Consider the following 23026-nt stretch of genomic DNA (forward strand, 5'->3'; position numbering starts at 1 on the left):
GTGTCAAATATTACTACTAGTTTATTTCAAGAAATGGTGCAGTCTGCATCTACTCGTTTGAATAAACAGGCTGAATATGTCAATTCTTTAAATGTTTTTCCTGTGCCAGACGGTGACACAGGTACCAATATGGGAATGACCATTGAAAATGGTGCAAAGGAAGTTGCGGACAAATCTGCTTCTACTGTTGGTGAAGTGGCTGGAATTTTTGCAAAAGGTCTCTTAATGGGTGCGCGTGGGAATTCGGGTGTTATCACGTCTCAGCTTTTCCGCGGCTTCTCTCAAAGTGTGAAAGAGAAGGAAGAATTAACAGGACAAGATTTAGCCCTTGCTTTTCAATCTGGAGTAGAAGTAGCCTACAAAGCTGTGATGAAACCGGTTGAAGGAACGATTCTGACTGTTTCTCGCGGAGCTGCAATTGGTGCCAAGAAAAAAGCAGAAGAGACTAATGATGCTGTTGAAGTCATGAAAGCAGCTCTTGATAGTGCTAAGGTGGCTCTTGCTAAAACACCTGACATGCTTCCGGTCTTAAAAGAAGTTGGTGTTGTGGACTCTGGTGGTCAAGGTCTTGTTTTCATTTATGAAGGCTTTTTGTCAGCATTGACAGGCGAATATATTGCGTCTGAAGAATTTCAAGCAACGCCTGCAACTATGACAGAAATGATCAATGCAGAACACCATAAGTCAGTAGCTAGTCATGTGGCAACAGAAGACATCAAATATGGTTATTGTACGGAAATCATGGTAGCCTTGAAAAAAGGTCCAACGTATGTTAAAGAATTTGACTATGATGAATTTCGCAACTACTTGAATGAACTGGGCGACTCACTTCTTGTCGTAAATGATGATGAAATCGTAAAAGTTCATGTTCACACGGAAGACCCAGGTTTGGTCATGCAAGAAGGCTTGAAATACGGAAGTCTTGTCAAGGTCAAAGTAGATAATATGCGCAATCAACACGAAGCGCAGGTTGAAAAAGAAGAGCGTGAAAATAGCCAGCCAACAGAAGAAAAAGAATATGCAATCATTGCTGTCGTTGCAGGAGAAGGATTGTCAGACATCTTTAAAGCGCAAGGTGTGGACTACATCATCTCTGGCGGGCAAACGATGAATCCTTCAACAGAAGATTTCATCAAGGCAGTTGAACATGTGAATGCTCGTCATATCATTATCCTGCCAAACAACAAGAATATCTTCATGGCGGCGCAATCAGCGGCTGAAGTGATTGAACAATCTGCTGCAGTGATTGAAACAAGAACAATTCCGCAAGGTTTGACTAGCTTGTTAGCTTTTGACCCAAGCAAATCCATTGAGGAAAATCATGATCGGATGACTGCTGCACTTGCAGATGTTGTCAGTGGTAGTGTGACGACAGCTGTCCGTGATACAACGATTGACGGTCTTGAAATTCATGAAAATGATAATTTAGGTATGGTAGACGGAAAAATTGTTGTTTCCAATCCGGATATGCTGACAACATTGAATGAAACGTTCAGTAACATGTTAGATGCAGATAGTGAAATTGTGACGATTTACATTGGTGAAGATGGAAGTGAAGACTTGGCCAATGAATTAGCACAAGATATTACTGAAAAATTTGAAGATGTAGAAGTAGAAATTCACAATGGCGGACAGCCAGTTTATCCATATCTCTTTAGTGTTGAATAAATAGAATAACTGATGAAAAGGACGACTTGAGAGTGTACTGCCCCCAAAAAGTTAGACAAAAAATATTAGTGAAAGGATTTAGTTCTGTACTGCACAGGACTAAGTCCTTTTAGTTTTGTTTTAATCCGTTTATTGTTGTAATAAACAATATAAGTTGCAATAGCTTTCTCCAGCTCATCAAGCGATTGATAACTCTTCTCATAACCGTAGAACATCTCCGATTTGAGGATGCCAAAGAAGGACTCCATCATCCCATTGTCTGGACTATTGCCCTTGCGAGACATAGATGGGACAATTCCTTTCGCTTCTAAGAATTGATGATAAGACTGGTGCTGATACTGCCAGCCTTGGTCACTGTGGAGAATGGTTCCCTTGTAGGTTCCAGCAGGAAAAGCCTTGGCTAACATTGTTCTGACCTGGTTCAAGTCAGGTGAACGTGACAAGGTAAAGGCAATGATTTCACTATTATACCCATCTAAAATAGGAGACAGGTAGAGCTTTCCATTGACGTTTGGTAAGGCAAATTCGGTTACATCTGTATAGCACTTTTCGTAAGGCCTAGAGCCTTCAAACTGACGCTGAATGAGATTCTCTGCTTTCTTACCAATCTCCCCCTTGTAAGAAGAATATTTCCGTTGACGGCGAATTCGAGCTTGTAGCCCCATCACTTGCATCAATCGCTGAACTTTCTTGTGATTGATATGAAAACCACGATTTTTCAGTTCAAGATGAATTCGACGATAACCATAGTTTCCCTTGTGCTCATCATAAATCAATTGAATTTCAGCTTTTAACTCTTGATCCTTGTCTGGTTTATCTAGCTGTTTTAGCTGGTAATAGTAAGTTGCACGAGAGAGTTTAGCGGTAGCTAGTAGGAAACTTAATCGGAATCCTTCCTTGACCATCTCTCTAATTGTCTCTGCTTTTCGCGCTGTAAGGCTTCGTCCCTTAAGCGTAACTCCCTCAACTTTTTTAGATAGGCATTCTCCGTTCTAAGACGCTCGTTCTCTTCTTGAAGTCGCTCTAGTTCCGTCATTTCTTCCCAAGTTTTCTTTTTCTTACGTCCCATCTTTGGTGGTCTCCCTCTTTGTTTCTCAACAATAGTATAGCCGTTTTTCTTATATTGTGCCAGCCAATTTGGGAGAGTCCCCCTGTTAGGAAGGGCAAAATCGAGAGAGACTGACAATTGAGAACGCCCTTCAAGAAGAACTTGATGAAGGATTTTTTGCTTTAGTTCAGGAGAATAATAAGTCTTCTTACCTCTCTTGACAATGTCTACTCCATGCCTATCAATTAGTCGAATCAGATATTCGATCCCTGACTGATTGAGGTTAAACTGTTTTGATAATGACTTGAGAGTTGCGCCGCTTTTTCGCAAGTAATAGATTTGAACCTTGTCTTCATAACTTAATTTCATAAAAATAACATCCCAAAAGTTAGAGTTTTCTTGTCTAACTTTTGGGGTGCAGTTCAGAGAGTCGTCTTTTTTATGACATTTGTCATGTTGAGCGATGACAAAATCATCTAGTGGCGATAAAAGAGTTGAGCTATAATGAAAGTAACAAGAGGAAATGTAGAGTTAGAAACCAAGTCTACAACCTGTTTTATTCTTCTTGCTGCAAGTAACTCTGTGGTAATTCAATCGTTGACCAGAAACTTTCCTGAGCCAATTGCTAGGAGTTCTGCATGGGTTGTATTTCCACCAAAGAAATAATGAGGAGAAAAAGATGAAGCTGATTGAGGTGAACCATTTATCTAAAAAGATTCATGGAAAAGATATTTTGAAGGATATTTCTTTTACGATTAACGATGGAGAATGTGTGGCGTTGATTGGTCCGAATGGAGCTGGGAAAACGACTCTCATGGATTGTTTGCTAGGGGATAAATTTCTTACGAGTGGACAGGCTAGTGTTCGAGGATTAAAGCCAACAGATGAGCAATTACAGCAGATGGTTGCTATTTTGCCACAAGAAAATACAGTAGTGGAAGATCTGAAAGTGAAAGAACTATTGAACTTTTTTCAAAATATTTACCCAAACAGTCTAACCAATCAGGAAATTGATGCTCTTTTAAAATTTACGGATAAGCAAAAAGAACAGTTGGCTTCTAAATTATCAGGTGGTCAAAAACGCTTATTTTCCTTTATTTTAGCTCTTATTGGTCGTCCGAAGATACTTTTTTTAGATGAACCAACTTCTGCTATGGATACGTCAACTCGCCAGCATTTTTGGGAAATTGTGGATGAATTGAAGAAAAAGGGTGTGACTATTATTTATTCTTCTCACTATATTGAGGAAGTGGAGCATACAGCAGATCGTATTTTGGTTTTGCATAAGGGCGAATTGATTCGTGATACGACGCCTTATGCCATGCGCAGCGAAGAACAAGAAAAACACTTTACTATTCCGCTTTCTTACCAAACTATTTTGGAAGGGTTATCTGAAGTGACCGAAGTTGAAATCAAGCAAAATGCTCTGTCCTTTGCAACTAGAAAGGCTGGTCAAGTGTGGCAAGTCTTGGTAGATAATGGCTGTACGATTGAGGAAGTAGAAGTACGCAACCGGACACTATTAGATAGTATTTTTGAGACAACGCAAGAGTAAAAGGAGATGTATCATGAAAAATATGACCAGTTTAATGAAGGTTGAATTGATTTTAATGAAGCGGCAGGCCGCTTATTACCTCTTGTCTATTGGTTTGCCTAGTGTCTTTTATCTGATTTTTTCAGGCGTGATGTCAAGCGACACACCAACCAGTGTACTTCGACTATATCTCTTTTCAATGACGGTTTTCAGTATCATGTCTAGTGCTTTCTTTAGTATTCCCAGCTCCTTGCAATCTGATAAAACCAATAATTGGCAAAAAATGATTCAGCACTCACCTGTTTCTATGGTAGAATATTATATATCCAAACTTTTCAGTGCCTTACTGACTTTCCTTCTTTCCATAGTCGTTGTTTTTTCTGTTGGGCATTTTGTTCGTGGAGTCAGTCTTCCTACAATGGATTGGTTAATCATCGCCCTAATTATCCTGTTCGGAAGTTTGGTTTTCATCGCCATGGGAGTATTAGTGAGTTTGCTTCCCAGCGCTCAGCTTATGTCTGTTGTGGGGAATATTGCCTATATGGCTTTGGCAGTCCTAGGTGGTCTTTGGTTTCCTTTGAGCATGTTCCCAGCCTGGCTTCGCTCTATCGGTAAATTGATGCCTAGTTATCAACTCATGCAGGTTGTATCTTCTTATTTGGAACATCGTGAGTTTAATGCCATTGCAGCACTGATTGTTCTGGTTTACACAGTTGGTGTCAGTCTGGTGGTTCTTCAACTTAAAAAACGGATTGAGGTAAAATAAATTTATGTGGAAAAAACTAAAAAATATTCACTATATGTTTCATATTGCTTTAGTTTTTATTGTCTTTCCAATAGCGGGTGTCATCGGTGGGGACTACTCGCTTTTGCTCTTGTTGTGGACAGTATTTTTTATCGGAGCTTATTACAATCTTCTACTCGATAATCATCCGTTTCATCAGTGGCTGTCTTGGTGGATAATGATTGCCTACATTTTTTATAGTTCTATTTGGCTAAATCCAAGTTTTGTTTGGTACATCTTTTATCTATCAAATCTACTAATCTATCACTTTAATGAAATTCCATTTAAATCTTGGCGCTTTTGGACCTTTTTTACCTTACAGCCAATCATTCTGTTTTCTATTTTTCTGAAAAATCCGAGTGATTTATCCTATCTGATATTTTTGATTGCGACCTTTTTATTTGCTGATTTATTGACCTTCGGATTGTATCGCATGCAGGTGGCTGAATTGCTTCAGGAGGAAAAAAGAAAGCAGAATGCTCAACTCAATCTGTTCCTAGCTGAAAATGAGCGCAATCGTATTGGACGAGACCTACATGATAGTCTAGGGCATACATTTGCTATGCTCAGTGTCAAGACAGAATTAGCACAACAGTTTCTTCAAATGAAATCCTATGAGAAAGCTGGTAAAGAATTGCAGGAAGTGCATGAAATTAGCAAGCAGTCTATGGCAGATGTGCGACGGATTATTGATAATCTAAAAACACGAACCTTGGATGAGGAGTTAGTGACTATTCAGGCTATGCTGGAAATGAGTGGGATTCAGGTACAAGTACAGCATCAACTCAATATTGCTAGTATCGCACCAAATATTCAATCAAGTTTAAGTATGGTTTTACTAGAATTAGCAACGAATATCATCAAGCATGCTCAGGCAAGCAGTTGCCAAATTCATTTGTATTCTGAAAAAAATCGGTTAATTACAGATGTTGAGGATAATGGGAAAGGTTTCAAAATTGTCACAGGAAAAGAGTTGCATTCCATTCGGGAGCGTGTGGAAGCATTGTCTGGACAAGTAGAGGTTTTAAGTTATAAACAGCCAACTATGATTCGAGTAAACTTACTAATGGAGGGATACAAATGAAATTATTAGTAGCCGAAGATCAAAGCATGCTACGGGATGCTTTGTGCCAATTGCTAGAAATGCAATCAGATGTGGAAACAGTTCATCAGGCTTCTAATGGGCAGGAGGCAATGGCCTTGCTGCAATCTCAAAAGATAGATGTAGCTATTTTAGATGTGGAAATGCCTAAGCAAACAGGGCTGGATGTGTTGGAATGGGTCAAGGTGCAGCAGTCAACCGTCAAAGTCGTTATTGTCACCACATTTAAACGTCCTGGTTACTTTGAGCGAGCGGTCAAAGCAGATGTAGATGCCTATGTTTTAAAGGAACGCAGTATTGCTGACCTCATGAAAACAATTCATACAGTATTAAAAGGGCAAAAAGAATATTCTCCTGAACTAATGGAAGCCATGATGACGAGTAAAAATCCCTTGTCCAATCAGGAAATTTTGGTTTTGCAAGCAGCAGCAAGAGGTCTGTCTAGTAAAGAAATTGCTCAAAAGCTTTATCTATCAAATGGCACTATCCGCAATTACATGTCAAGCATTCTAACGAAATTAGCAGCGGAAAATCGATTAGAAGCAGTTCGAATTGCGCAAGAAAATGGCTGGATTTAGTAAAAAGATTTAAAAAAACTTAAGCAAACTTATGGAGTGTTGCAACTATCGTTTCTGTTTGATAAACTTTTATAAGTGTGCTATAATCTTGGAAAAAGAAGATAGGAGTTTCATATCATGTTATTTTTAGTAGTACCAATTGTTGTTGTCGTACTTATTCTCATTCTTTTTAGTTCCTTATATGTTGTTCGTCAACAGTCTGTCGCGATTATAGAACGTTTTGGGAAATATCAAAAACTCAGTAATAGCGGGATTCATTTGCGTTTGCCGTTTGGTATTGACCATATCGCAGCGCGTGTACAATTGCGCCTCTTGCAAAGTGAGATTGTGGTTGAAACTAAGACACAAGACAATGTATTTGTCATGATGAACGTTGCGACACAATACCGTGTCAATGAAAATAACGTAACAGATGCTTACTATAAATTGATTCGCCCAGAAGCTCAAATCAAGTCTTATATTGAAGATGCATTGCGTTCATCTGTTCCTAAATTGACCTTGGATGAATTGTTTGAAAAGAAAGATGAAATTGCGCTTGAAGTCCAAAAGCAAGTGGCAGAAGAAATGTCTACTTACGGTTATATCATCGTAAAAACCTTGATTACTAAAGTTGAGCCAGATGCAGAAGTCAAGCAATCAATGAATGAAATCAACGCTGCCCAACGGAAACGTGTTGCTGCGCAAGAATTAGCTGAAGCCGATAAAATTAAAATTGTCACTGCTGCAGAAGCAGAAGCAGAAAAAGATCGTCTTCATGGTGTTGGGATTGCAGAACAGCGTAAAGCGATTGTGGATGGCTTGGCAGACTCTATCAAAGAGTTAAAAGGTGCAAATGTTGAATTGAAAGAAGAACAAATCATGTCAATTCTTTTAACCAACCAATATCTTGATACATTGAATAATTTTGCAGATAATAAGGGAAATAATACAATTTTCTTACCAGCCAATCCTGACGGAGTAGAAAGTATCCGAACGCAAATTTTATCAGCTCTTAAAGCAAAATAAAGAATATTCTGAATTGTTTTATTCATCAAAATAGACAGCCTTTTCCATTGACAAAACAAACAAAAACCTTTACAATATTTAGTTAGAAATAATAAAATAGGAGAAGGAAATGGCTAAATCTAACTTTGAAAAAGTAGAATCAGTTGTTAGCTGGGTTCGTGATAAAAAAATCACGGGTTATCGCATCAGTAAAGAAACGAACGCTCGTGAAATGTCTATCATTGCCCTTGCTCAAGGCCGTGCTAAAGTGAAAAATATTTCATTTGAAACCGCTCTTGGATTGATTGATTTTTACGATAAAAACCACGAAAAGTTTGAAAACTAATCGTTGTATTTTTAGCAGGCTATCAGCCTGCTTTTTTTGTTTGCAATTGTAAAATAGTATGATTTTATATGGAAATAACAAATAATTATAAAGTGGAAAGTTTATTTATTCCTTATCTATCTAATTTTTAAAAATGAATATTTTTACAGAAAAATGATAAACCGCTTTCTACAATACAATCTATTTTAAAAAATATTCTTAAAAATTAGAGTTTTATTTTTAACAAGAAAATGTTCTAATGAATGTGTATTCAAACATTCTGTTTTGTTTGAATAAAAATTAGTTTTTCAATTGACTTCTTAAAGATTTTGAAGAGAAAATAAAGACGAGACTGGGACAAAAGTCCTTAACCTCGTCAGATTTTTATGAGTTTCTTGCAAGTTGCAGTGGTTGAGTGGGTTCTATGCGGTTGATAAATCAACCTTTACAGCCCTACTCAACTGTGCGGGGGTGGGACGACAAAATCAAATTTCTTCGAAATTACCGATTTTTGTCCCACTCCCGTCGGTTGTGGATTATCGTAAGTAACGTTGTAAAAATTCTTTTGTGCGTTCTTTCTTAGGGTGAGTAAAAATGTCTTCAGGCTTGCCTTCTTCAGCAATGATGCCTTTGTCCATGAAAATGACACGATTGGAGACATCACGCGCAAACTCCATCTCGTGCGTGACAACAATCATGGTTAAGCCCTCTTGAGCAAGGTCTTTCATTATTCTCAGCACTTCGCCGACCATTTCAGGGTCAAGCGCTGAGGTTGGCTCGTCAAATAAAATGGCATCTGGGTTCATGGATAAGGCGCGTGCAATAGCAACCCGTTGCTTTTGTCCTCCAGAGAGTTGTTTTGGTTTGGCTTGCCAGTAAGGTTGCCCCATGCCAACTTTTTCAAGATTTTCTTTGGCGATTTTTTCGGCCTCTGCTCGTTCTCGCTTGAGAACAGTTGTTTGTGCGACAATGGTATTTTCAAGAACATTAAGGTTTTCAAAAAGGTTAAAGCTTTGGAACACCATACCGAGTTTTTCACGGTAATGAGTGAGGTTATAGTTTTCTTCTAGTACATTTTCACCACGATAAAGGATTTCTCCTCCACTTGGCTCTTCAAGGAGATTGATAGAGCGTAAGAAAGTAGATTTTCCACTACCAGAGCTTCCGATGATAGAAATGACTTCGCCGGAGTGGACAGTGAGAGAAATGTCTTTTAAGACTTCATTTTGTCCGTAGGATTTTTTAAGATGATTGATTTCTAAAATGGTATCGCTCATGCCTTTACTCCTTTCGTTTGCATTTGATTAGCGCCCGTTGTGTAATCATCTGTGTCAAAACGCCGTTCTACATAGCGGAGAATGCGTGTTACCGTAAATGTTAGGACAAAGTAGATCACGGCAATAATCGTAAAGGTTTGGAAATATTGGTAAGTTTGGGTGGCAATAGTATTTCCTGAGAAATAAAGTTCAACAACGGAGATAACATTCAGTACGGAAGTATCTTTGATATTGATGACAAATTCATTACCTGTAGCAGGTAGAATATTGCGCACGACTTGAGGAAGGACAACTTTGCGCATGGTTTGGTTATGTGTCATTCCCAGAGCAGTTGCGGCTTCAAATTGCCCCTTATCAACAGCAAAGATTCCTCCGCGGACAATTTCACTCATATAAGCACCCGTGTTAATGGAAACGATAAAGATGGCTGCGATTGTACGATCAATGGAAACTCCAAATGCCTGTGCTGTTCCGTAGTAAATAACCATAGATTGAACAATCATAGGTGTTCCACGGAAAATTTCGATGTAGACATTCAGGAACCAACCGAATAAAGTTTGTAAAAGAGCGAGAGCTTTATTTTTGGCTGTAGGAGCGGTGCGGTAAACACCGATTAAGAGACCAATGATGAGCCCTGCAATTGTACCAGTAATGGAAATGAGAAGGGTTAAGCCAGCTCCGCGCAGAAATTGGGGCCAGTTGTCTTTCAGAATCTTTGTCACTTGGCCAAAGAAAGTAGTTTTATCTTTGCTGGTGTCAGTTTCAACAGGTTGGTTTTGAATCATCTTGTCCATTAAAGCGACTTGGTCTTTGGCACTGATTTTAGCGATAGCAGCATTGACTTGTTCTAGACGATTGTCGTTTTTGCGCATTCCGATTGCAATCGTAGCATCCTCTTCATTAACTTCAAAACCTTTTTTGAACTGAATCATTTTAAATTTTGAATTAGCGGATTCTGCTGTGAGGGCTTCGGGACGTTCAGAAATGTAGCCGTCTATCACTCCTGACTCAAGTGCTTGGCGCATTTGAGCGAAGTCGCCCATTGCAGTTTCTTGCTTAGCGCCTGTCAGTTGGGAAATCAAATTGTAGAGGTAGACACCTTGTTGAGAAGTGATTTTTGCTCCTTTGAAGTCCTTCAACGTTTTTGCATTGGCATAGGCTCCGTCTTTGTTGACTAGTACCACAGGCTCACTGGTATAATAACTATTGGAAAATGCGATTTCCTTTTTCCGCTCAGCAGTTGGACTCATTCCAGCGACAATCATATCTAATTTACCTGATGTCAATGCAGGAATCAATCCATTCCAAGAGGTTTTGACCACTAACGGTTTTTTGCCCAATGCTTTTGCGACTTGTTTGGCGATTTGGACATCGTAACCGTTAGCATATTGATTGGTGCCTTCGATTTTGACGGCACCATTTTTATCGTCATCTTGCGTCCAGTTGAACGGTGCATAAGCCGCTTCCATTCCGATTCGCAAGTATTCATCGGCTTGAGCTCTATTTGCAAATCCGAAACTAAGCAGCAGAAGTGCAAATAGAGATAAGAATAATTTCTTCATATTTTCTCCTCATCTAAAAATAGCTTCCTTTCATTGTACCGAAAAATGACATGCTTTTCAATATTGGGGAAACCCTTACTTAAAAAAATGGTATAATAAAAGCAATCAGTATAAGGAGATTGCTAGATGAAAAAGTTTTTTTGGAGTATCATAATTTTTTTCTCATGTTTGTTCTTCAGTCAACGAGTCTTGGCGGTGAGTTATGATATTGAATCCTATAAAGGCAATTTACAGATTCATTCTGATAATACAGCGACATTTGTTGAAACAGTCACTTACCATTTCTCAAGCGGCTACAGAGGACAAATCATTACTTTGGGGACATCTGGTAAAGTTCCTCTGGGCTTTGATGTGGAAGGAAAGCCGACGATTCTAGCTTTAAGAAATGGACAACCAAAAACGGATATTACTGCTGTTCAGGAATACATTGCGGGTGGTTATAAATATAAAATTTATAATGCTGGTAATAAAGGGGATCGTGTGACTATTGCGGTTACGTGGAAACTGAAAAATATGCTGTTTGTCCACACTGACATCGTGGAGTTGCACTGGATTCCGATTAGTAACTGGGATAAGAAGTTAAACGATGTGGAGTTTCGGATTTCAGTTCCAAAAAGTTCTCAGCAGACCGAATTGTATGCTCATACAGGTTATTTTATGAAACCAGCTCAGGTGACGCATTCTGGGAACACTTACCTTATTCATGCGGGCAATATTCGTAAAGGAAAAAAACTAGAATTTCATGCTTATTGGGATCGGTCATTAATGACGGTTCCTGAAAATAGCTTGGCTATCACAAATCAGAATCGATTGCAAGGATTTTGGCAAGTCGAAAGAGAAGCTGCTCAGAAAACAAAAAGATATCAGAGATTGATGGGCTGGGATTTACCACTTGTTTTTGTGTTAGTTGGTCTGATTAGTCTAGCTTTTTATGGCTTCTTTCAATTCACTATAAAATCCCGTGTAACGTTTCCTAAGCATGCTCGTTTGTATGAAATACCGCAAGATTTACCACCAATGGTCATCGCTTCCAATGTTTATTCGGTAGACTTGACAGAGCTGGATCCAACGGAGAAGCAAGCAACGTCTTTGAAATTTGAAAATCTTGTACAAGCCACTTTATTAGATTTGATTGATCGAGGCAATCTTATTTTTACAGATGATACGAAGCAACCAAGGCTGCAAAGAGTGACGGATAAAGGTTTATTCGGTTTTGAAAAAGAATTTTTAAAAATGGCTATGGGCAACAACAAGCAGCTTCTTGTAAAAGAGTTCTTTTCAGATTTTAAAATTGATAAGAAAGTGTATAACAGAGGTGAGCAAGCTGTCCGTAAAGCGGGAAACAGGGTAAAAAATCTCTTAAAATGTTATTTGAAGAATATTACAGAAAATGTGCATGAGATTATTGAGCGGGAGCAATTGCCAAATAATTACCGTCCAGTTGCTAAAAAGGAACTCTTGTATTTATATCTTTCAATCTCCTTGATGGCACTTATTATGGTTGTTTCTCTTGGTATTTTGGCCTGGATATTCTTGTGGTACAGACTGATTTTCTTCCAATTCATAGTTAGTTTTCTCATTGCCGGCGGATTTTTGTATTACCTCTGGAGAAAATGCAAAATGGTGAAACGTGATGGAGTTTTAAATGAAGAAGGGGCAGAAAACTATTATTACTGGAAGAGTTTTGCCAATATGCTACGTGATATTGCTCATTTAAAGGACACAGAAGTTGACGGGGTCATTTTATGGAACCGATTATTGGTTTATGCTACTATGTTTAATTGTGCTGATAAGGTGACCAAGGCTATGAAGCTACGTAAAATCACAATTGACAATCCGTCTATGAATGCTTTTGTTTATCAGGATATGTCGTATACCTTCCATACTAGCTCCCACGCTTTTGTTAGTTATGGCTCAGAAGCCAATTCAGCTAGTAGCTTCACTGTTTCATCAGGTGGTAGCAGCGGAGGCGGCTTCACTGGTGGAGGCGGTGGAGGTGGAGGCGGTGCTTTTTAAAAAGTGCCTCTATTCTCTCACTTGAAATTATGCTATAATGAAACAAATCAACCTTAGGAGAAGAACATGTTTATCATTGAAATTTTAAAATCCATCATCTTTGGGATTGTGGAAGGAATTACAGAGTGGTTGCCTATTTCTAGCACAGGTCACTTGATTTTGATACAGGAGTTTATCAAGTATAAAAATCAGAATGCTGCCTTTATGGAAATGTTCAATGTCGTTATCCAATTAGGAGCAATTTTAGCAGTTGTCGTGATTTATTTTGATAAATTAAATCCGTTTAAACCGGGAAAGACAGCGCGTGAAGTGCAGAAAACATGGCAATTATGGGCAAAAGTAGTGGTTGCGGCTGCACCTGCTGCTATTATTGGTTTGCCTTTAGATAGTTGGTTTGATGCTCATTTTTATAACTTCATTTCTGTTGCTTGTATGTTGATTATCTATGGTGTTGCTTTTATTTTACTGGAAAAACGTAATAACAACGTAGAACCGACAATTACCAGCTTAGATCGATTGCCTTATAAAACTGCTCTCTACATTGGGTTATTTCAAGTATTGTCACTCTTTCCTGGTACCAGTCGCTCTGGAGCAACGATTGTAGGAGGGCTTTTAAATGGTACTAGCCGTTCCGTGGTGACAGAGTTCACCTTTTTCTTAGGGATTCCTGTTATGTTTGGTGCAAGTGCTTGGAAGATTTTGAAGTTTATCATCAAAGGAAATACACTTGGATTTGGTCAGTTCTTCTTGTTGCTTGTGGCAATGGGCGTTGCATTTGGGGTTAGTCTCTATGTCATTCGCTTCTTGACAGACTATGTGAAAAAGCACGACTTCACAATCTTTGGGAAATACCGTATTGGACTTGGTGTCCTGCTTATTATTTACGGCATTTTTAAAGCCATTTTCTAAGCATACAAAAACTCAGCAGAGATTGTTGAGTTTTTTATTGATAAAAGAAGACAAAGGCTATCTATTTTTTGTAAAAAACCCGAAATTTTAGTATAATGAAAAGACTAGAAGTATGAGGTAATGCTATGGAAATGAAGCAAATTAGTGATACAACGATTAAAATCACAATAAAATTAGAGGATTTAGAGGAACGTGGGATGGAAATGGCAGATTTTCTAGTCCCACAAGAAAAAACAGAAGAGTTTTTCTATGCGATTTTAGATGAGTTGGAAATGCCAGAGAGCTTTTTAGATAGTGGCATGCTCAGTTTTCGTGTGACACCAAAGCCCGACCGATTGGATGTCTTTGTCACCAAGTCTAAGATTGATAAGAATTTGAACTTCGATGATTTGGCAGATTTACCAGATGTAGAAGAGCTGTCTCAAATGTCTCCAGATGAATTTTTAAAGACATTAGAAAAAAATATTTTTGAGAAAAGTAAAGACGATATGGAGGCTGTTCGTTCTTTGGAAACGGCGGAAGCAGACGATAACACAAGCACTTCTGATATGGAGTCAGAGGAAAATAGTGACGAACTAACGCAGAAATATATTTATTACATTTTGAAATTTTCCAGCCTGAAAGAAGCAATTGTTTTTTCTAAGACAGTAGATTATGCTGTCAATACTTCGGAGTTGTACAAAATGGACGACCACTATTATTTGACAATCTTGGTTGATATTGAAGGGCGTCCAAAGCGTTATCCAGCTTGGCTCCTGGCTTTGATGCGTGAACATGCAGAAGATACGGATGTGACAAGAGCTGTTTTGCAAGAGCACGGTTACTTATTGCTTGTCAACGAGGCGGTTGCCAGTCTTAAAAAGGTTAAATGCTTATGATTCCCTTCCCTTTAAAATTCATTTTGGTGTTGCTTGGAACCTTTTTCATCGGTGTGATTCTCACGCCTTTGGTGCGTCTATTGGCATTTAAGATAGGTGCGGTTGATTATCCAAATGCACGAAGAATCAACAAAAAGCCGATGCCAAGCAGCGGCGGTTTAGCTATTGTCATTGCTTTTTCGGTTGCTACACTTGTTTTTATGCCGATGATTGTACAAGCGACCTTTCATGGAAAGGGTTATTTTGATTATATTTGGCCGGTTGTCTTAGGAGGCGGAATCATTGCTCTGACAGGATTGATTGATGATGTGAAAGAGTTGAAGCCTTTAGCAAAGATGTCAGGAATTGTGTTGGCTGCCAGTTTGATTTGGCTATTGACGGATTTCCGTTTGAATCATTTTAAAATCCCTTTTGGTGGGCCGCTGCTGCACTTTGCTCCTTGGTTGTCTTTTATTTTGACGGTTATCTGGATTATTTCGATTACCAATGCCGTTAATTTGATTGACGGGTTGGACGGATTAGTGAGTGGTGTATCCATTATTTCGCTGGTGACAATGGGGATTGTTTCCTACTTTTTCTTGCCAGATCACAATGTCTTTCTAACCTTAACTATTTTTGTCTTGGTCATGTCTATCGCAGGATTTTTCCCTTACAATTACCACCCCGCTATTATTTATCTGGGAGATACAGGAGCGCTGTTTATCGGTTTTATGATTGCGGTTTTGTCATTGCAAGGCTTGAAAAATGCGACAGCTGTCGCTGTGATTACTCCGATGATTATTCTGGGTGTGCCGATTACAGACACATTTTTAGCGATTGTGCGTAGAACTTTATCTGGACAAAAATTTTATACACCAGACAAGCGACATCTTCATCATCGGCTGTTATCCTTGGGCTTAACACACCGTGGGACAGTCTTGGTTATTTATGGCATTTCTATGATTTTTGCCATGATTTCTCTTTTGCTAAATGTTTCGAGCCGTATTGGTGGGACACTGTTAATTATTGGACTACTTTTTGGAGTGGAACTTTTGGTAGAACTAATTGGTGTTCTGGGTCCAAATCGAACACCGCTACTCAATATCCTTCGTTTTATCGGAAATTCTGCTTATCGGGAAGAAATCAGAACAAAGTTCAGAAATAGAAAAAAGAAGTAGACTCGCACTTAAACAAAATCAAAGCCTTTTTGGCTTTTTTTTGCTATACTGGTAAGGTAGATTATGGATATGAAGAAAGGAAAGTTTGCCATGTCTGTGTTAGAAATCAAAGACCTCCATGTAGAAATTGAAGGAAAGAAAATCTTAAAAGGAGTCAATCTGACTCTTAAAACAGGAGAAATTGCCGCCATTATGGGACCAAACGGTACGGGGAAATCCACCTTATCAGCAGCGATTATGGGAAATCCGAATTACGAGGTAACCGAGGGAGAAGTTCTCTTTGATGGTGTCAATATTTTAGAACTGGATGTGGATGAACGAGCTCGTATGGGACTTTTTCTTGCTATGCAGTACCCAAGTGAAATTCCAGGTATTACCAATGCAGAATTTTTGCGTGCAGCCATGAATGCAGGTAAAGAAGATGATGAAAAAATCTCTGTCCGTGATTTTATCATGAAATTGGATGAAAAAATGGAATTACTCAATATGAAAGAGGAAATGGCAGAACGTTATCTGAATGAAGGTTTTTCTGGCGGTGAAAAGAAACGCAATGAAATCTTGCAATTGTTGATGCTAGAGCCAACTTTTGCGCTACTGGATGAAATTGACTCTGGACTAGATATTGATGCACTGAAAGTAGTGTCTAAGGGCGTCAATGCTATGCGTGGTGAACATTTTGGTGCTATGATTATTACGCACTATCAACGTCTGTTGAATTATATTACGCCTGATGTGGTCCATATCATGATGGATGGGCGTGTAGTTGCTTCTGGTGGTCCGGAATTAGCTGTTCGTTTGGAGCAGGAGGGTTATGCCAAATTGGCTGAAGAACTTGGTTTTGATTACCAAGAAGAAGTCTAGTCAACCTTTCTTTTTACTTAGAAAAGATAGGAGAATGAAATGACAAAAGAAACCATTAAACATTTTTCACAAATGCATGCGGAGCCTGAGTGGTTGGCAAATCTCCGTCAAGCTGCCTTTGATAAAATAGATAAGTTGGAACTGCCTGTTATTGAGCGGGTGAAATTTCACCGCTGGAATTTGGGAGACGGCACGCTGTCAGAAAGTGAGGTTCTTGCAAATGTGCCTGATTTTACAGCACTGAATGACCATTTGACATTGGTTCAGGTTGGAACACAGACTGTTTTAGAGCAATTGCCGGCTGAACTAACGGAGCAAGGAGTTATCTTTACAGACTTTTACACTGCTCTTGAGGAAATTCCAGAAATCATGGAAAAGTATTTTATGTCTTCAGTTAAATATGATGAAGATAAGCTGGCAGCCTACCATACAGCTTATTTCAATAGTGGAGCGGTGCTCTATATTCCAGATAATGTTGAAATCAGTCAACCCATTGAAGGTATTTTTTACCAAGACAGTAAAAGTGATGTACCATTTAATAAGCACATTCTAATTATTGCAGGGAAACACTCCAAGTTTACCTATTTAGAGCGTCTGGAGACCTATGGTTCTGGCAGTCTTTCTGCAACAGCAAATATCACGGTGGAAGTGATTGCACAGGCTGGTGCTCAGATTAAGTTCTCAGCTATTGACCGTCTGGGGGAAAATGTGACAGCTTATATCAGTCGTCGGGGCAAGTTGGACGATGATTCAATGATTGACTGGGCAATCGGGGTCATGAATGAAGGCAAGGTGATTGCTGATTTTGACAGTGATTTGTTTGGTCGTGGCAGTCATGCGGATATGAAAGTGGTGGCTCTCTCTCGTGGTAGACAGATACAAGGGATTGACAGTCGCGTCACCAACTACGGTTGCAATTCAATCGGCAATATCCTCCAACATGGAGTTATTTTGGAAAAGGGAACTTTGACCTTCAATGGTATTGGACACATTATTAAGGGAGCTAAGGGGGCAGATGCGCAACAGGAAAGTCGAGTACTGATGCTATCTGACCAAGCACGTTCAGATGCCAATCCTATTCTTTTGATTGATGAAAATGATGTCACAGCAGGGCATGCGGCTTCTATCGGTCAGGTAGATCCAGAAGATATGTACTATCTTATGAGTCGAGGGCTAGATCAGGCAACGGCAGAACGGTTAGTCGTGCGTGGTTTCTTAGGTTCTGTTATCGTTGAAATTCCAGTCAAAGAAGTCCGTGCTGAGATGATTGAAACTATTGATGAAATTTTGGCTAAGAAATAAAAGATAGGAAAAGAAATGTCTAAACTTGATGTAGAAATCCTTCAGAGGGATTTTCCAATTTTGGATCAAATCGTCAATGATGAGCCCCTGGTTTATTTGGACAATGCGGCTACAACCCAAAAGCCTACGCAGGTATTAGAGGCGATTGCAGCTTATTACGAGAAAGACAATGCCAATGTTCATCGTGGTGTTCACACACTAGCAGAACGGGCAACGGCAGCTTATGAAGCTGCGCGGGAACGAGTGTGCTCCTTTATCCATGCCGCTTCAACGAAAGAAGTTCTCTTTACGAGAGGAACGACGACTGGGCTTAATTGGGTGGCGCGTTATGCCGAAAGTGTCTTGCAGCCAGGCGACGAAGTGCTGATTTCCGTTATGGAGCACCATTCCAATATCATTCCTTGGCAGGAAGCCTGTAAGAAAACAGGTGCTAGATTGATTTATGCTTATCTGAAAGACGGTATGTTAGATCTCGCTGACTTTCGGTCGAAATTGACTGAAAAGACGCGATTTGTTGCTTTGGCGCATGTTTCTAATGTACTAGGTGTGGTGAATCCCATAAAAGAAATAGCAGAGTTGGTGCACCAGGCAAATGCTCTTTTAGTGGTGGACGGAGCTCAATCAGTTCCTCACATGAAGATTGATGTACAAGATTTGGACGTTGATTTCTTTTCATTTTCAGGTCACAAGATGCTAGGTCCGACTGGTATCGGTGTTCTCTATGGCAAAGAAGAGCTACTTGAGCGAATGTCGCCTGTCGAATTTGGTGGGGAAATGATTGATTTTGTCTATGAACAAGAAGCGACATGGAAAGAACTACCTTGGAAGTTTGAAGCAGGCACACCCAATATAGCTGGTGCTATAGGTCTAGCTGTCGCCATTGACTATCTGGACAAGATTGGAATGGAAACAGTTCATCAGTATGAGCAGGAATTGATAGCTTACGTATTTCCAAAATTACAAGCTGTTGAGGGGCTTACCATTTATGGTTCGGAGGACTTGACTCAGCGGTCGGGTGTTATTTCTTTTAATCTAGCTGGGCTTCACCCTCATGATGTAGCAACAGCTCTGGACTATGAAGGCGTGGCTGTACGGGCTGGACATCACTGTGCTCAACCTTTGTTGAGTTACCTAGGAGTGGCAGCAACTGTTCGGGCTAGCTTTTATCTGTATAATACCAAAGCCGATTGCGATAAGCTCGTTGAAGCTTTACAGAAAACAAAGGAGTTTTTCGATGGCACTTTCTAAATTAAATAGTCTTTATAAAGCAGTTGTGACGGACCATTCAGCTCACCCTCATCATCAAGGTCGTTTGGATGGAGTGGAGCAAGTGAATCTCAACAATCCTACGTGCGGTGATGTCATCAGCCTGTCGGTTCAATTTGATGAGCAGGGCATGATTGAAGATATTGCGTTTGTGAATTCTGGTTGCAGTATTTCTACAGCTTCAGCCAGTATGATGACGGATGTAGTCCTAGGGAAGACAAAGGAAGAAGCGCTAGCTTTGGCAGAAATTTTTTCTCAAATGGTGCAAGGTAAGGACGATGAGCAGCAAAAGGAACTAGGAGACGCAGCTTTTTTAGCTGGTGTTGCTAAGTTCCCTCAACGCATCAAATGCTCAACCTTAGGTTGGAACGCTCTTAAAAAGGCGATTGAGGAAGCTGGAAATTCTGAAAAGTTGAGTAAATGAAGCTAAAATAAATAAGCTGAGACAAAAGTGCTCAGCTTTCTTTGTTGATATCGTTAGCATTACAGACGCAGTAGCTAATTGCTCAAAGCACTGCGTTGAGGTTACGGATAGAGCTTGAAAAGCAAGTCTCAAGGCGATTCGCTTTTCAAGCTTGGAAGAGTACTTTTGACGAAAACTTTGTTTTCTTTATCTGCCACCTCGACAGTCTCTCAGGCTGTTGAGCAACCTTGTGGGAATGAGACTACAAACTAAAAATTTTTGATTTTGAGTTTTGTCACATTCCCAATTACTATTGAATGAGCTATAATATGTTCTATATCAACTTTTACAGCCCATTTGTCATTAAGTTACATTTGCTTATTTCCAACCTCAAAAGGTTTTTCAAGTCTTTCGAGCTATGCGGAGATGAACGATGAAATCAAGCATCTACGAATACTGATTTTTATTTCGCTTGTTTATAATTTTTCATTGACATATTGGACGAATTCATTCCACCATGATTTGAGGAAGAAAGGACGACCAATTTTCTCTGCTGAAAGCATGGAAATAGTTGGTGGTTTCTTGTCAAGATAGCCTTTTCCAATCAAATCATTATCAGTATAGGTCAATTTCCCAACAACGACACCCTTTTTTAAAGGAGTGGGATAACCGTTTTTATCAGTTGTAAAATGAACAGTCGGTTTTTTATGATTGTATCTCCGCACAATGGTGAGTTTTTCACTAGCAACAGCAGTGACTTCATCTTTTTGCCCGTTAATGACGCGGGCAGAGCTTTTATTGTAGGCTTCACCTTTTTTCACAAGAGTTTGGACTGTGAATTGTTGATAAATATAGGTCATAAATCTAGAGGTAGCCGTAAAGCGGGCATTCTCATCCTCATCTGCATGATCAACATTGAGGAGAACCGTAATCAAACGCATCCCTCTTTGCTGGATTGTTCCGACAAAGGAAGAGCCTCCTTTATCAGAAGTTCCAGTCTTGAGGCCATCTACTCCGGCTCGAAAGGCGGGCATATTTTTGAGCATGTGGTTGGACGATGTAAGCGTCATGCCTGCAAAGTTAGACGTAGCTTTTTGGGTGATTTCTAGAACTTCTGGGTAATCAAGGATTAAACGCCGAGCAATAATTGCAACATCGTGGGCGCTCATTTTATTTTCGTCTTCTTTTCCTGAACCAGGATAAATATGTTCCTCTCCTAAAACAGAATTATTCAGCCCAGAAGCATTGATGATAGTAGTACCTTTGATTCCCCATTGTTGCAATTTAGCTTTCATCAAATCCACAAATTTTTTCTCACTGCCAGCGACTTTTTCAGCCAAGGCAATCGCTGGACTATTAGCACTTGCTATTAAAGAAGTTTCTAACAATTCTTCGACAGTATATTTTCTAGCTTCCAAAGGAACGTTACTGGCGTTCGGATTAACGGTTAGTTGATAAGGGTAGTCAGAAATATCTACGGAAGTTTGTAAAGTGAATTTTCCCTGATGAATCGCTTCATAGACTAAATAGGCTGTTAGTAGTTTAGTAATAGAAGCAATTTCAACTGGCTGATTAGCATCTTTTTCATACAAAATTTTTCCGGTTGCAACGTCAACTGCAATAGCATGCTTAGCACCTACTTCAAAGTTGTCTGCTAAAACCGTAGGAGCTAGGAAGATCAAGAGAGTCGTTACAAGAGTAATAATAAATTTTTTCATGGTCATCCCTTTTTTGTAAACTTATTATTATTGTACCATAAAATAAGGAGAGCTTCATAGAAAAGGGAGGAAATAAGAAGAGAAAAACATGATTCATTTTTATTTTTAAAGCAAGTTCTGGTATAATAGATAGGATAAGAGACGAATAGAGGAAAACATGAAATTTACAGAATTTAAGTTTAAAGATTATATCCAAGAGGCACTCAAGGATTTGAACTTTGTTGAGGCGACAGAAGTTCAGGAAAAACTCATTCCGGTTGTGCTTGCTGGTCGAGATTTGGTGGGAGAGTCCAAAACAGGTTCAGGGAAAACTCACACTTTCTTGTTGCCGATTTTTCAAACGCTGAATGAAGATGCAGATAGTGTTCAGGTCGTCATTACCACTCCTAGTCGTGAGTTGACTAGGCAGATTTATCAGGCTGCACGCCAAATTGCTACTTTTTCTGATAAGGAAATTCGAGTTGCTAACTATGTCGGTGGAACTGATAAAAATCGTCAGATTGGGAAATTGAGTTCCAGTCAGCCGCACATTGTCATTGGTACGCCGGGACGTATTTATGATTTGGTCGAATCAGGTGACTTAGCCATTCATAAGGCGCATACTTTTGTCGTTGATGAAGCAGATATGACGCTTGATATGGGATTTTTAGTGACGGTGGATAAGATTGCGTCTAGTTTGCCGAAGGATTTGCAATTTCTAGTCTTTTCTGCAACCATTCCGCAAAAATTGCAGCCATTTTTAAAAAAATATCTATCTAACCCGGTCATTGAGCAAATCAAAACCAAAACAGTTATTTCAGATACCATTGAAAATTGGCTGATTTCGACAAAAGGACGTGATAAGAATGCGCAGATTTATGAAATCACACAGCTCCTACAGCCTTATCTAGCTATGATTTTTGTCAATACTAAAACACGAGCGGATGAATTGCATAGCTATTTGACAGCGCAAGGTCTCAAGGTGGCAAAGATTCATGGGGATATTGCACCGCGAGAGCGAAAACGGATTATGAATCAGGTGAAGAACCTAGATTTTGAATACATTGTTGCGACAGATTTAGCTGCGCGGGGAATTGATATTGAAGGCGTTAGTCATGTCATCAATGATGCGATTCCGCAAGATTTGTCCTTCTTCGTTCACCGAGTGGGACGAACTGGCAGAAATGGTCTACCGGGAACAGCCATTACACTTTATCAACCGAGCGATGATTCAGATATTCGTGAGCTGGAAAAATTGGGCATTCACTTCATTCCTAAGATGATCAAAAACGGAGAATTTCAAGATACCTATGACCGCGATCGTCGTGTCAATCGTGAAAAAACGCAGGAAAAATTGGACACGGAAATGATTGGTCTGGTTAAAAAGAAAAAGAAGAAAATCAAACCGGGCTATAAGAAAAAAATCCAGTGGGCTGTCAATGAAAAACGCCGTAAGACAAAAAGAGCTGAAAATCGCGCACGCGGTCGTGCAGAAAGAAAAGCGAAACGTCAAAGTTTTTAGTCTTAAAATTTCTTTATCACTCTCATAAATAAAAACAATTATTCTTTAGAGAACGAATGTGATAGACTAGTCTTGCTAGTCTATTTTTATCGTAGTAAATAATTGGTGAAATAAAAAAATTGTGATAGAATTAGACATTATCGAGAAAGGGAA

Annotated in this window: 20 protein-coding genes; 16 read left to right on the forward strand and 4 right to left on the reverse strand. The window is 39.4% G+C overall.

What is annotated here, in order from left to right:
- The gene (locus EHW89_RS01690; RefSeq protein ID WP_021001295.1) at positions 1 to 1668 is read left to right on the forward strand and encodes a DAK2 domain-containing protein; all 1668 of its coding nucleotides are present in this window, start codon (positions 1 to 3) and stop codon (positions 1666 to 1668) included.
- A gap of 65 nt (positions 1669 to 1733) precedes the next feature.
- Here the strand turns inward: EHW89_RS01690 and EHW89_RS01695 are convergent.
- Positions 1734 to 3085 (reverse strand): IS3 family transposase gene (locus tag EHW89_RS01695; RefSeq protein WP_126466448.1). Its coding sequence is split into 2 segments (ribosomal slippage): positions 1734 to 2623 and positions 2623 to 3085, totalling 1353 coding nucleotides; the frame shifts between segments, so codons are not numbered across the junction.
- Between the two features lie 310 nt (positions 3086 to 3395).
- On the opposite strand from EHW89_RS01695, the gene EHW89_RS01700 reads away from it, so the two are divergent.
- The 6 genes from EHW89_RS01700 (at position 3396) to EHW89_RS01725 (ending at position 8044) form a co-directional block, all read left to right on the forward strand.
- Positions 3396 to 4271 (forward strand): ABC transporter ATP-binding protein, encoded by an 876-nt coding sequence (locus EHW89_RS01700; RefSeq protein WP_003025904.1) that lies wholly within the window; start codon positions 3396 to 3398, stop codon positions 4269 to 4271.
- Positions 4272 to 4284: 13 nt separating this feature from the next.
- Positions 4285 to 5016: an ABC transporter permease gene (locus EHW89_RS01705; protein WP_049506846.1), complete on the forward strand. Its 732-nt coding sequence runs from the start codon at positions 4285 to 4287 to the stop codon at positions 5014 to 5016.
- 4 nt (positions 5017 to 5020) lie between these two features.
- Complete coding sequence (locus EHW89_RS01710; RefSeq protein WP_126466497.1) at positions 5021 to 6118, forward strand: sensor histidine kinase; 1098 nt, start codon at positions 5021 to 5023, stop codon at positions 6116 to 6118.
- Positions 6115 to 6714, forward strand: a complete 600-nt coding sequence (locus EHW89_RS01715) for a response regulator transcription factor (protein WP_024052143.1) — start codon at positions 6115 to 6117, stop codon at positions 6712 to 6714. The genes EHW89_RS01710 and EHW89_RS01715 overlap by 4 nt, the downstream gene beginning before the upstream one ends.
- Positions 6715 to 6831: 117 nt before the next feature.
- Positions 6832 to 7719 carry an SPFH domain-containing protein gene (locus EHW89_RS01720; protein ID WP_022526805.1) on the forward strand — a complete coding sequence of 296 codons (888 nt, stop codon included), beginning with the start codon at positions 6832 to 6834 and terminating at the stop codon, positions 7717 to 7719.
- A gap of 109 nt (positions 7720 to 7828) precedes the next feature.
- On the forward strand, positions 7829 to 8044 hold the full coding sequence (locus tag EHW89_RS01725) for a capsule biosynthesis transcriptional regulator (RefSeq protein ID WP_003025899.1): 216 nt from the start codon (positions 7829 to 7831) through the stop codon (positions 8042 to 8044).
- Positions 8045 to 8559: 515 nt separating this feature from the next.
- Here the strand turns inward: EHW89_RS01725 and EHW89_RS01730 are convergent.
- Both EHW89_RS01730 and EHW89_RS01735 read right to left on the reverse strand, forming a co-directional pair.
- Positions 8560 to 9300, reverse strand: a complete 741-nt coding sequence (locus EHW89_RS01730; RefSeq protein ID WP_003031085.1) for an amino acid ABC transporter ATP-binding protein — start codon at positions 9298 to 9300, stop codon at positions 8560 to 8562.
- The gene (locus EHW89_RS01735; RefSeq protein ID WP_003025897.1) at positions 9297 to 10862 is read right to left on the reverse strand and encodes an ABC transporter substrate-binding protein/permease; all 1566 of its coding nucleotides are present in this window, start codon (positions 10860 to 10862) and stop codon (positions 9297 to 9299) included. Before EHW89_RS01735 ends, EHW89_RS01730 begins: the two co-directional genes overlap by 4 nt.
- 126 nt (positions 10863 to 10988) lie before the next feature.
- Here EHW89_RS01735 and EHW89_RS01740 point away from each other — a divergent pair, with 126 nt between their 5' ends.
- The 8 genes from EHW89_RS01740 (at position 10989) to sufU (ending at position 19675) form a co-directional block, all read left to right on the forward strand.
- Positions 10989 to 12878: a DUF2207 domain-containing protein gene (locus EHW89_RS01740; protein ID WP_126466498.1), complete on the forward strand. Its 1890-nt coding sequence runs from the start codon at positions 10989 to 10991 to the stop codon at positions 12876 to 12878.
- A 66-nt stretch (positions 12879 to 12944) separates the two neighbouring features.
- Positions 12945 to 13787, forward strand: coding sequence for an undecaprenyl-diphosphate phosphatase (locus EHW89_RS01745; protein ID WP_126466499.1), 843 nt, complete (start codon positions 12945 to 12947; stop codon positions 13785 to 13787).
- 125 nt (positions 13788 to 13912) lie between these two features.
- Positions 13913 to 14665, forward strand: coding sequence for an adaptor protein MecA (gene mecA / locus EHW89_RS01750; protein ID WP_003031098.1), 753 nt, complete (start codon positions 13913 to 13915; stop codon positions 14663 to 14665).
- Positions 14656 to 15822 carry a glycosyltransferase family 4 protein gene (locus EHW89_RS01755; protein ID WP_003036405.1) on the forward strand — a complete coding sequence of 389 codons (1167 nt, stop codon included), beginning with the start codon at positions 14656 to 14658 and terminating at the stop codon, positions 15820 to 15822. The genes mecA and EHW89_RS01755 overlap by 10 nt, the downstream gene beginning before the upstream one ends.
- Before the next feature lie 90 nt (positions 15823 to 15912).
- Positions 15913 to 16683, forward strand: a complete 771-nt coding sequence (gene sufC / locus EHW89_RS01760; RefSeq protein ID WP_003025885.1) for a Fe-S cluster assembly ATPase SufC — start codon at positions 15913 to 15915, stop codon at positions 16681 to 16683.
- Positions 16684 to 16722: 39 nt separating this feature from the next.
- Positions 16723 to 17985 carry a Fe-S cluster assembly protein SufD gene (gene sufD / locus EHW89_RS01765; protein WP_126466500.1) on the forward strand — a complete coding sequence of 421 codons (1263 nt, stop codon included), beginning with the start codon at positions 16723 to 16725 and terminating at the stop codon, positions 17983 to 17985.
- 15 nt (positions 17986 to 18000) lie between these two features.
- Positions 18001 to 19233, forward strand: a complete 1233-nt coding sequence (locus EHW89_RS01770) for a cysteine desulfurase (RefSeq protein WP_126466501.1) — start codon at positions 18001 to 18003, stop codon at positions 19231 to 19233.
- Positions 19220 to 19675 carry a Fe-S cluster assembly sulfur transfer protein SufU gene (sufU, locus tag EHW89_RS01775; protein WP_003031067.1) on the forward strand — a complete coding sequence of 152 codons (456 nt, stop codon included), beginning with the start codon at positions 19220 to 19222 and terminating at the stop codon, positions 19673 to 19675. Before EHW89_RS01770 ends, sufU begins: the two co-directional genes overlap by 14 nt.
- A 455-nt stretch (positions 19676 to 20130) precedes the next feature.
- Here sufU and pbp3 read toward each other — a convergent pair whose 3' ends face one another.
- Positions 20131 to 21372, reverse strand: coding sequence for a D-alanyl-D-alanine carboxypeptidase PBP3 (pbp3, locus tag EHW89_RS01780; RefSeq protein WP_126466502.1), 1242 nt, complete (start codon positions 21370 to 21372; stop codon positions 20131 to 20133).
- A gap of 157 nt (positions 21373 to 21529) precedes the next feature.
- Between pbp3 and EHW89_RS01785 the strand changes: the two genes are divergently transcribed.
- On the forward strand, positions 21530 to 22873 hold the full coding sequence (locus EHW89_RS01785) for a DEAD/DEAH box helicase (protein WP_126466503.1): 1344 nt from the start codon (positions 21530 to 21532) through the stop codon (positions 22871 to 22873).
- Positions 22874 to 23026 lie beyond the last annotated feature (153 nt).

Source organism: Streptococcus periodonticum (assembly GCF_003963555.1).
Classification (GTDB): Bacteria; Bacillota; Bacilli; order Lactobacillales; family Streptococcaceae; genus Streptococcus; species Streptococcus anginosus.

What these genes read in the sequence shown, in the direction of transcription:
- mecA (WP_003031098.1), top strand. Translation starts at nt 13,913, where the DNA reads ATGGAAATGAAGCAAATTAGTGATACAACGATTAAAATCACAATAAAA.
- EHW89_RS01770 (WP_126466501.1), top strand. Translation starts at nt 18,001, where the DNA reads ATGTCTAAACTTGATGTAGAAATCCTTCAGAGGGATTTTCCAATTTTG.
- sufU (WP_003031067.1), top strand. Translation starts at nt 19,220, where the DNA reads ATGGCACTTTCTAAATTAAATAGTCTTTATAAAGCAGTTGTGACGGAC.
- sufC (WP_003025885.1), top strand. Translation starts at nt 15,913, where the DNA reads ATGTCTGTGTTAGAAATCAAAGACCTCCATGTAGAAATTGAAGGAAAG.
- EHW89_RS01785 (WP_126466503.1), top strand. Translation starts at nt 21,530, where the DNA reads ATGAAATTTACAGAATTTAAGTTTAAAGATTATATCCAAGAGGCACTC.
- EHW89_RS01745 (WP_126466499.1), top strand. Translation starts at nt 12,945, where the DNA reads ATGTTTATCATTGAAATTTTAAAATCCATCATCTTTGGGATTGTGGAA.
- EHW89_RS01730 (WP_003031085.1), bottom strand. Translation starts at nt 9,300, where the DNA reads ATGAGCGATACCATTTTAGAAATCAATCATCTTAAAAAATCCTACGGA.
- pbp3 (WP_126466502.1), bottom strand. Translation starts at nt 21,372, where the DNA reads ATGAAAAAATTTATTATTACTCTTGTAACGACTCTCTTGATCTTCCTA.
- EHW89_RS01710 (WP_126466497.1), top strand. Translation starts at nt 5,021, where the DNA reads ATGTGGAAAAAACTAAAAAATATTCACTATATGTTTCATATTGCTTTA.
- sufD (WP_126466500.1), top strand. Translation starts at nt 16,723, where the DNA reads ATGACAAAAGAAACCATTAAACATTTTTCACAAATGCATGCGGAGCCT.
- EHW89_RS01725 (WP_003025899.1), top strand. Translation starts at nt 7,829, where the DNA reads ATGGCTAAATCTAACTTTGAAAAAGTAGAATCAGTTGTTAGCTGGGTT.
- EHW89_RS01715 (WP_024052143.1), top strand. Translation starts at nt 6,115, where the DNA reads ATGAAATTATTAGTAGCCGAAGATCAAAGCATGCTACGGGATGCTTTG.
- EHW89_RS01735 (WP_003025897.1), bottom strand. Translation starts at nt 10,862, where the DNA reads ATGAAGAAATTATTCTTATCTCTATTTGCACTTCTGCTGCTTAGTTTC.
- EHW89_RS01755 (WP_003036405.1), top strand. Translation starts at nt 14,656, where the DNA reads ATGCTTATGATTCCCTTCCCTTTAAAATTCATTTTGGTGTTGCTTGGA.
- EHW89_RS01740 (WP_126466498.1), top strand. Translation starts at nt 10,989, where the DNA reads ATGAAAAAGTTTTTTTGGAGTATCATAATTTTTTTCTCATGTTTGTTC.
- EHW89_RS01720 (WP_022526805.1), top strand. Translation starts at nt 6,832, where the DNA reads ATGTTATTTTTAGTAGTACCAATTGTTGTTGTCGTACTTATTCTCATT.
- EHW89_RS01705 (WP_049506846.1), top strand. Translation starts at nt 4,285, where the DNA reads ATGAAAAATATGACCAGTTTAATGAAGGTTGAATTGATTTTAATGAAG.
- EHW89_RS01700 (WP_003025904.1), top strand. Translation starts at nt 3,396, where the DNA reads ATGAAGCTGATTGAGGTGAACCATTTATCTAAAAAGATTCATGGAAAA.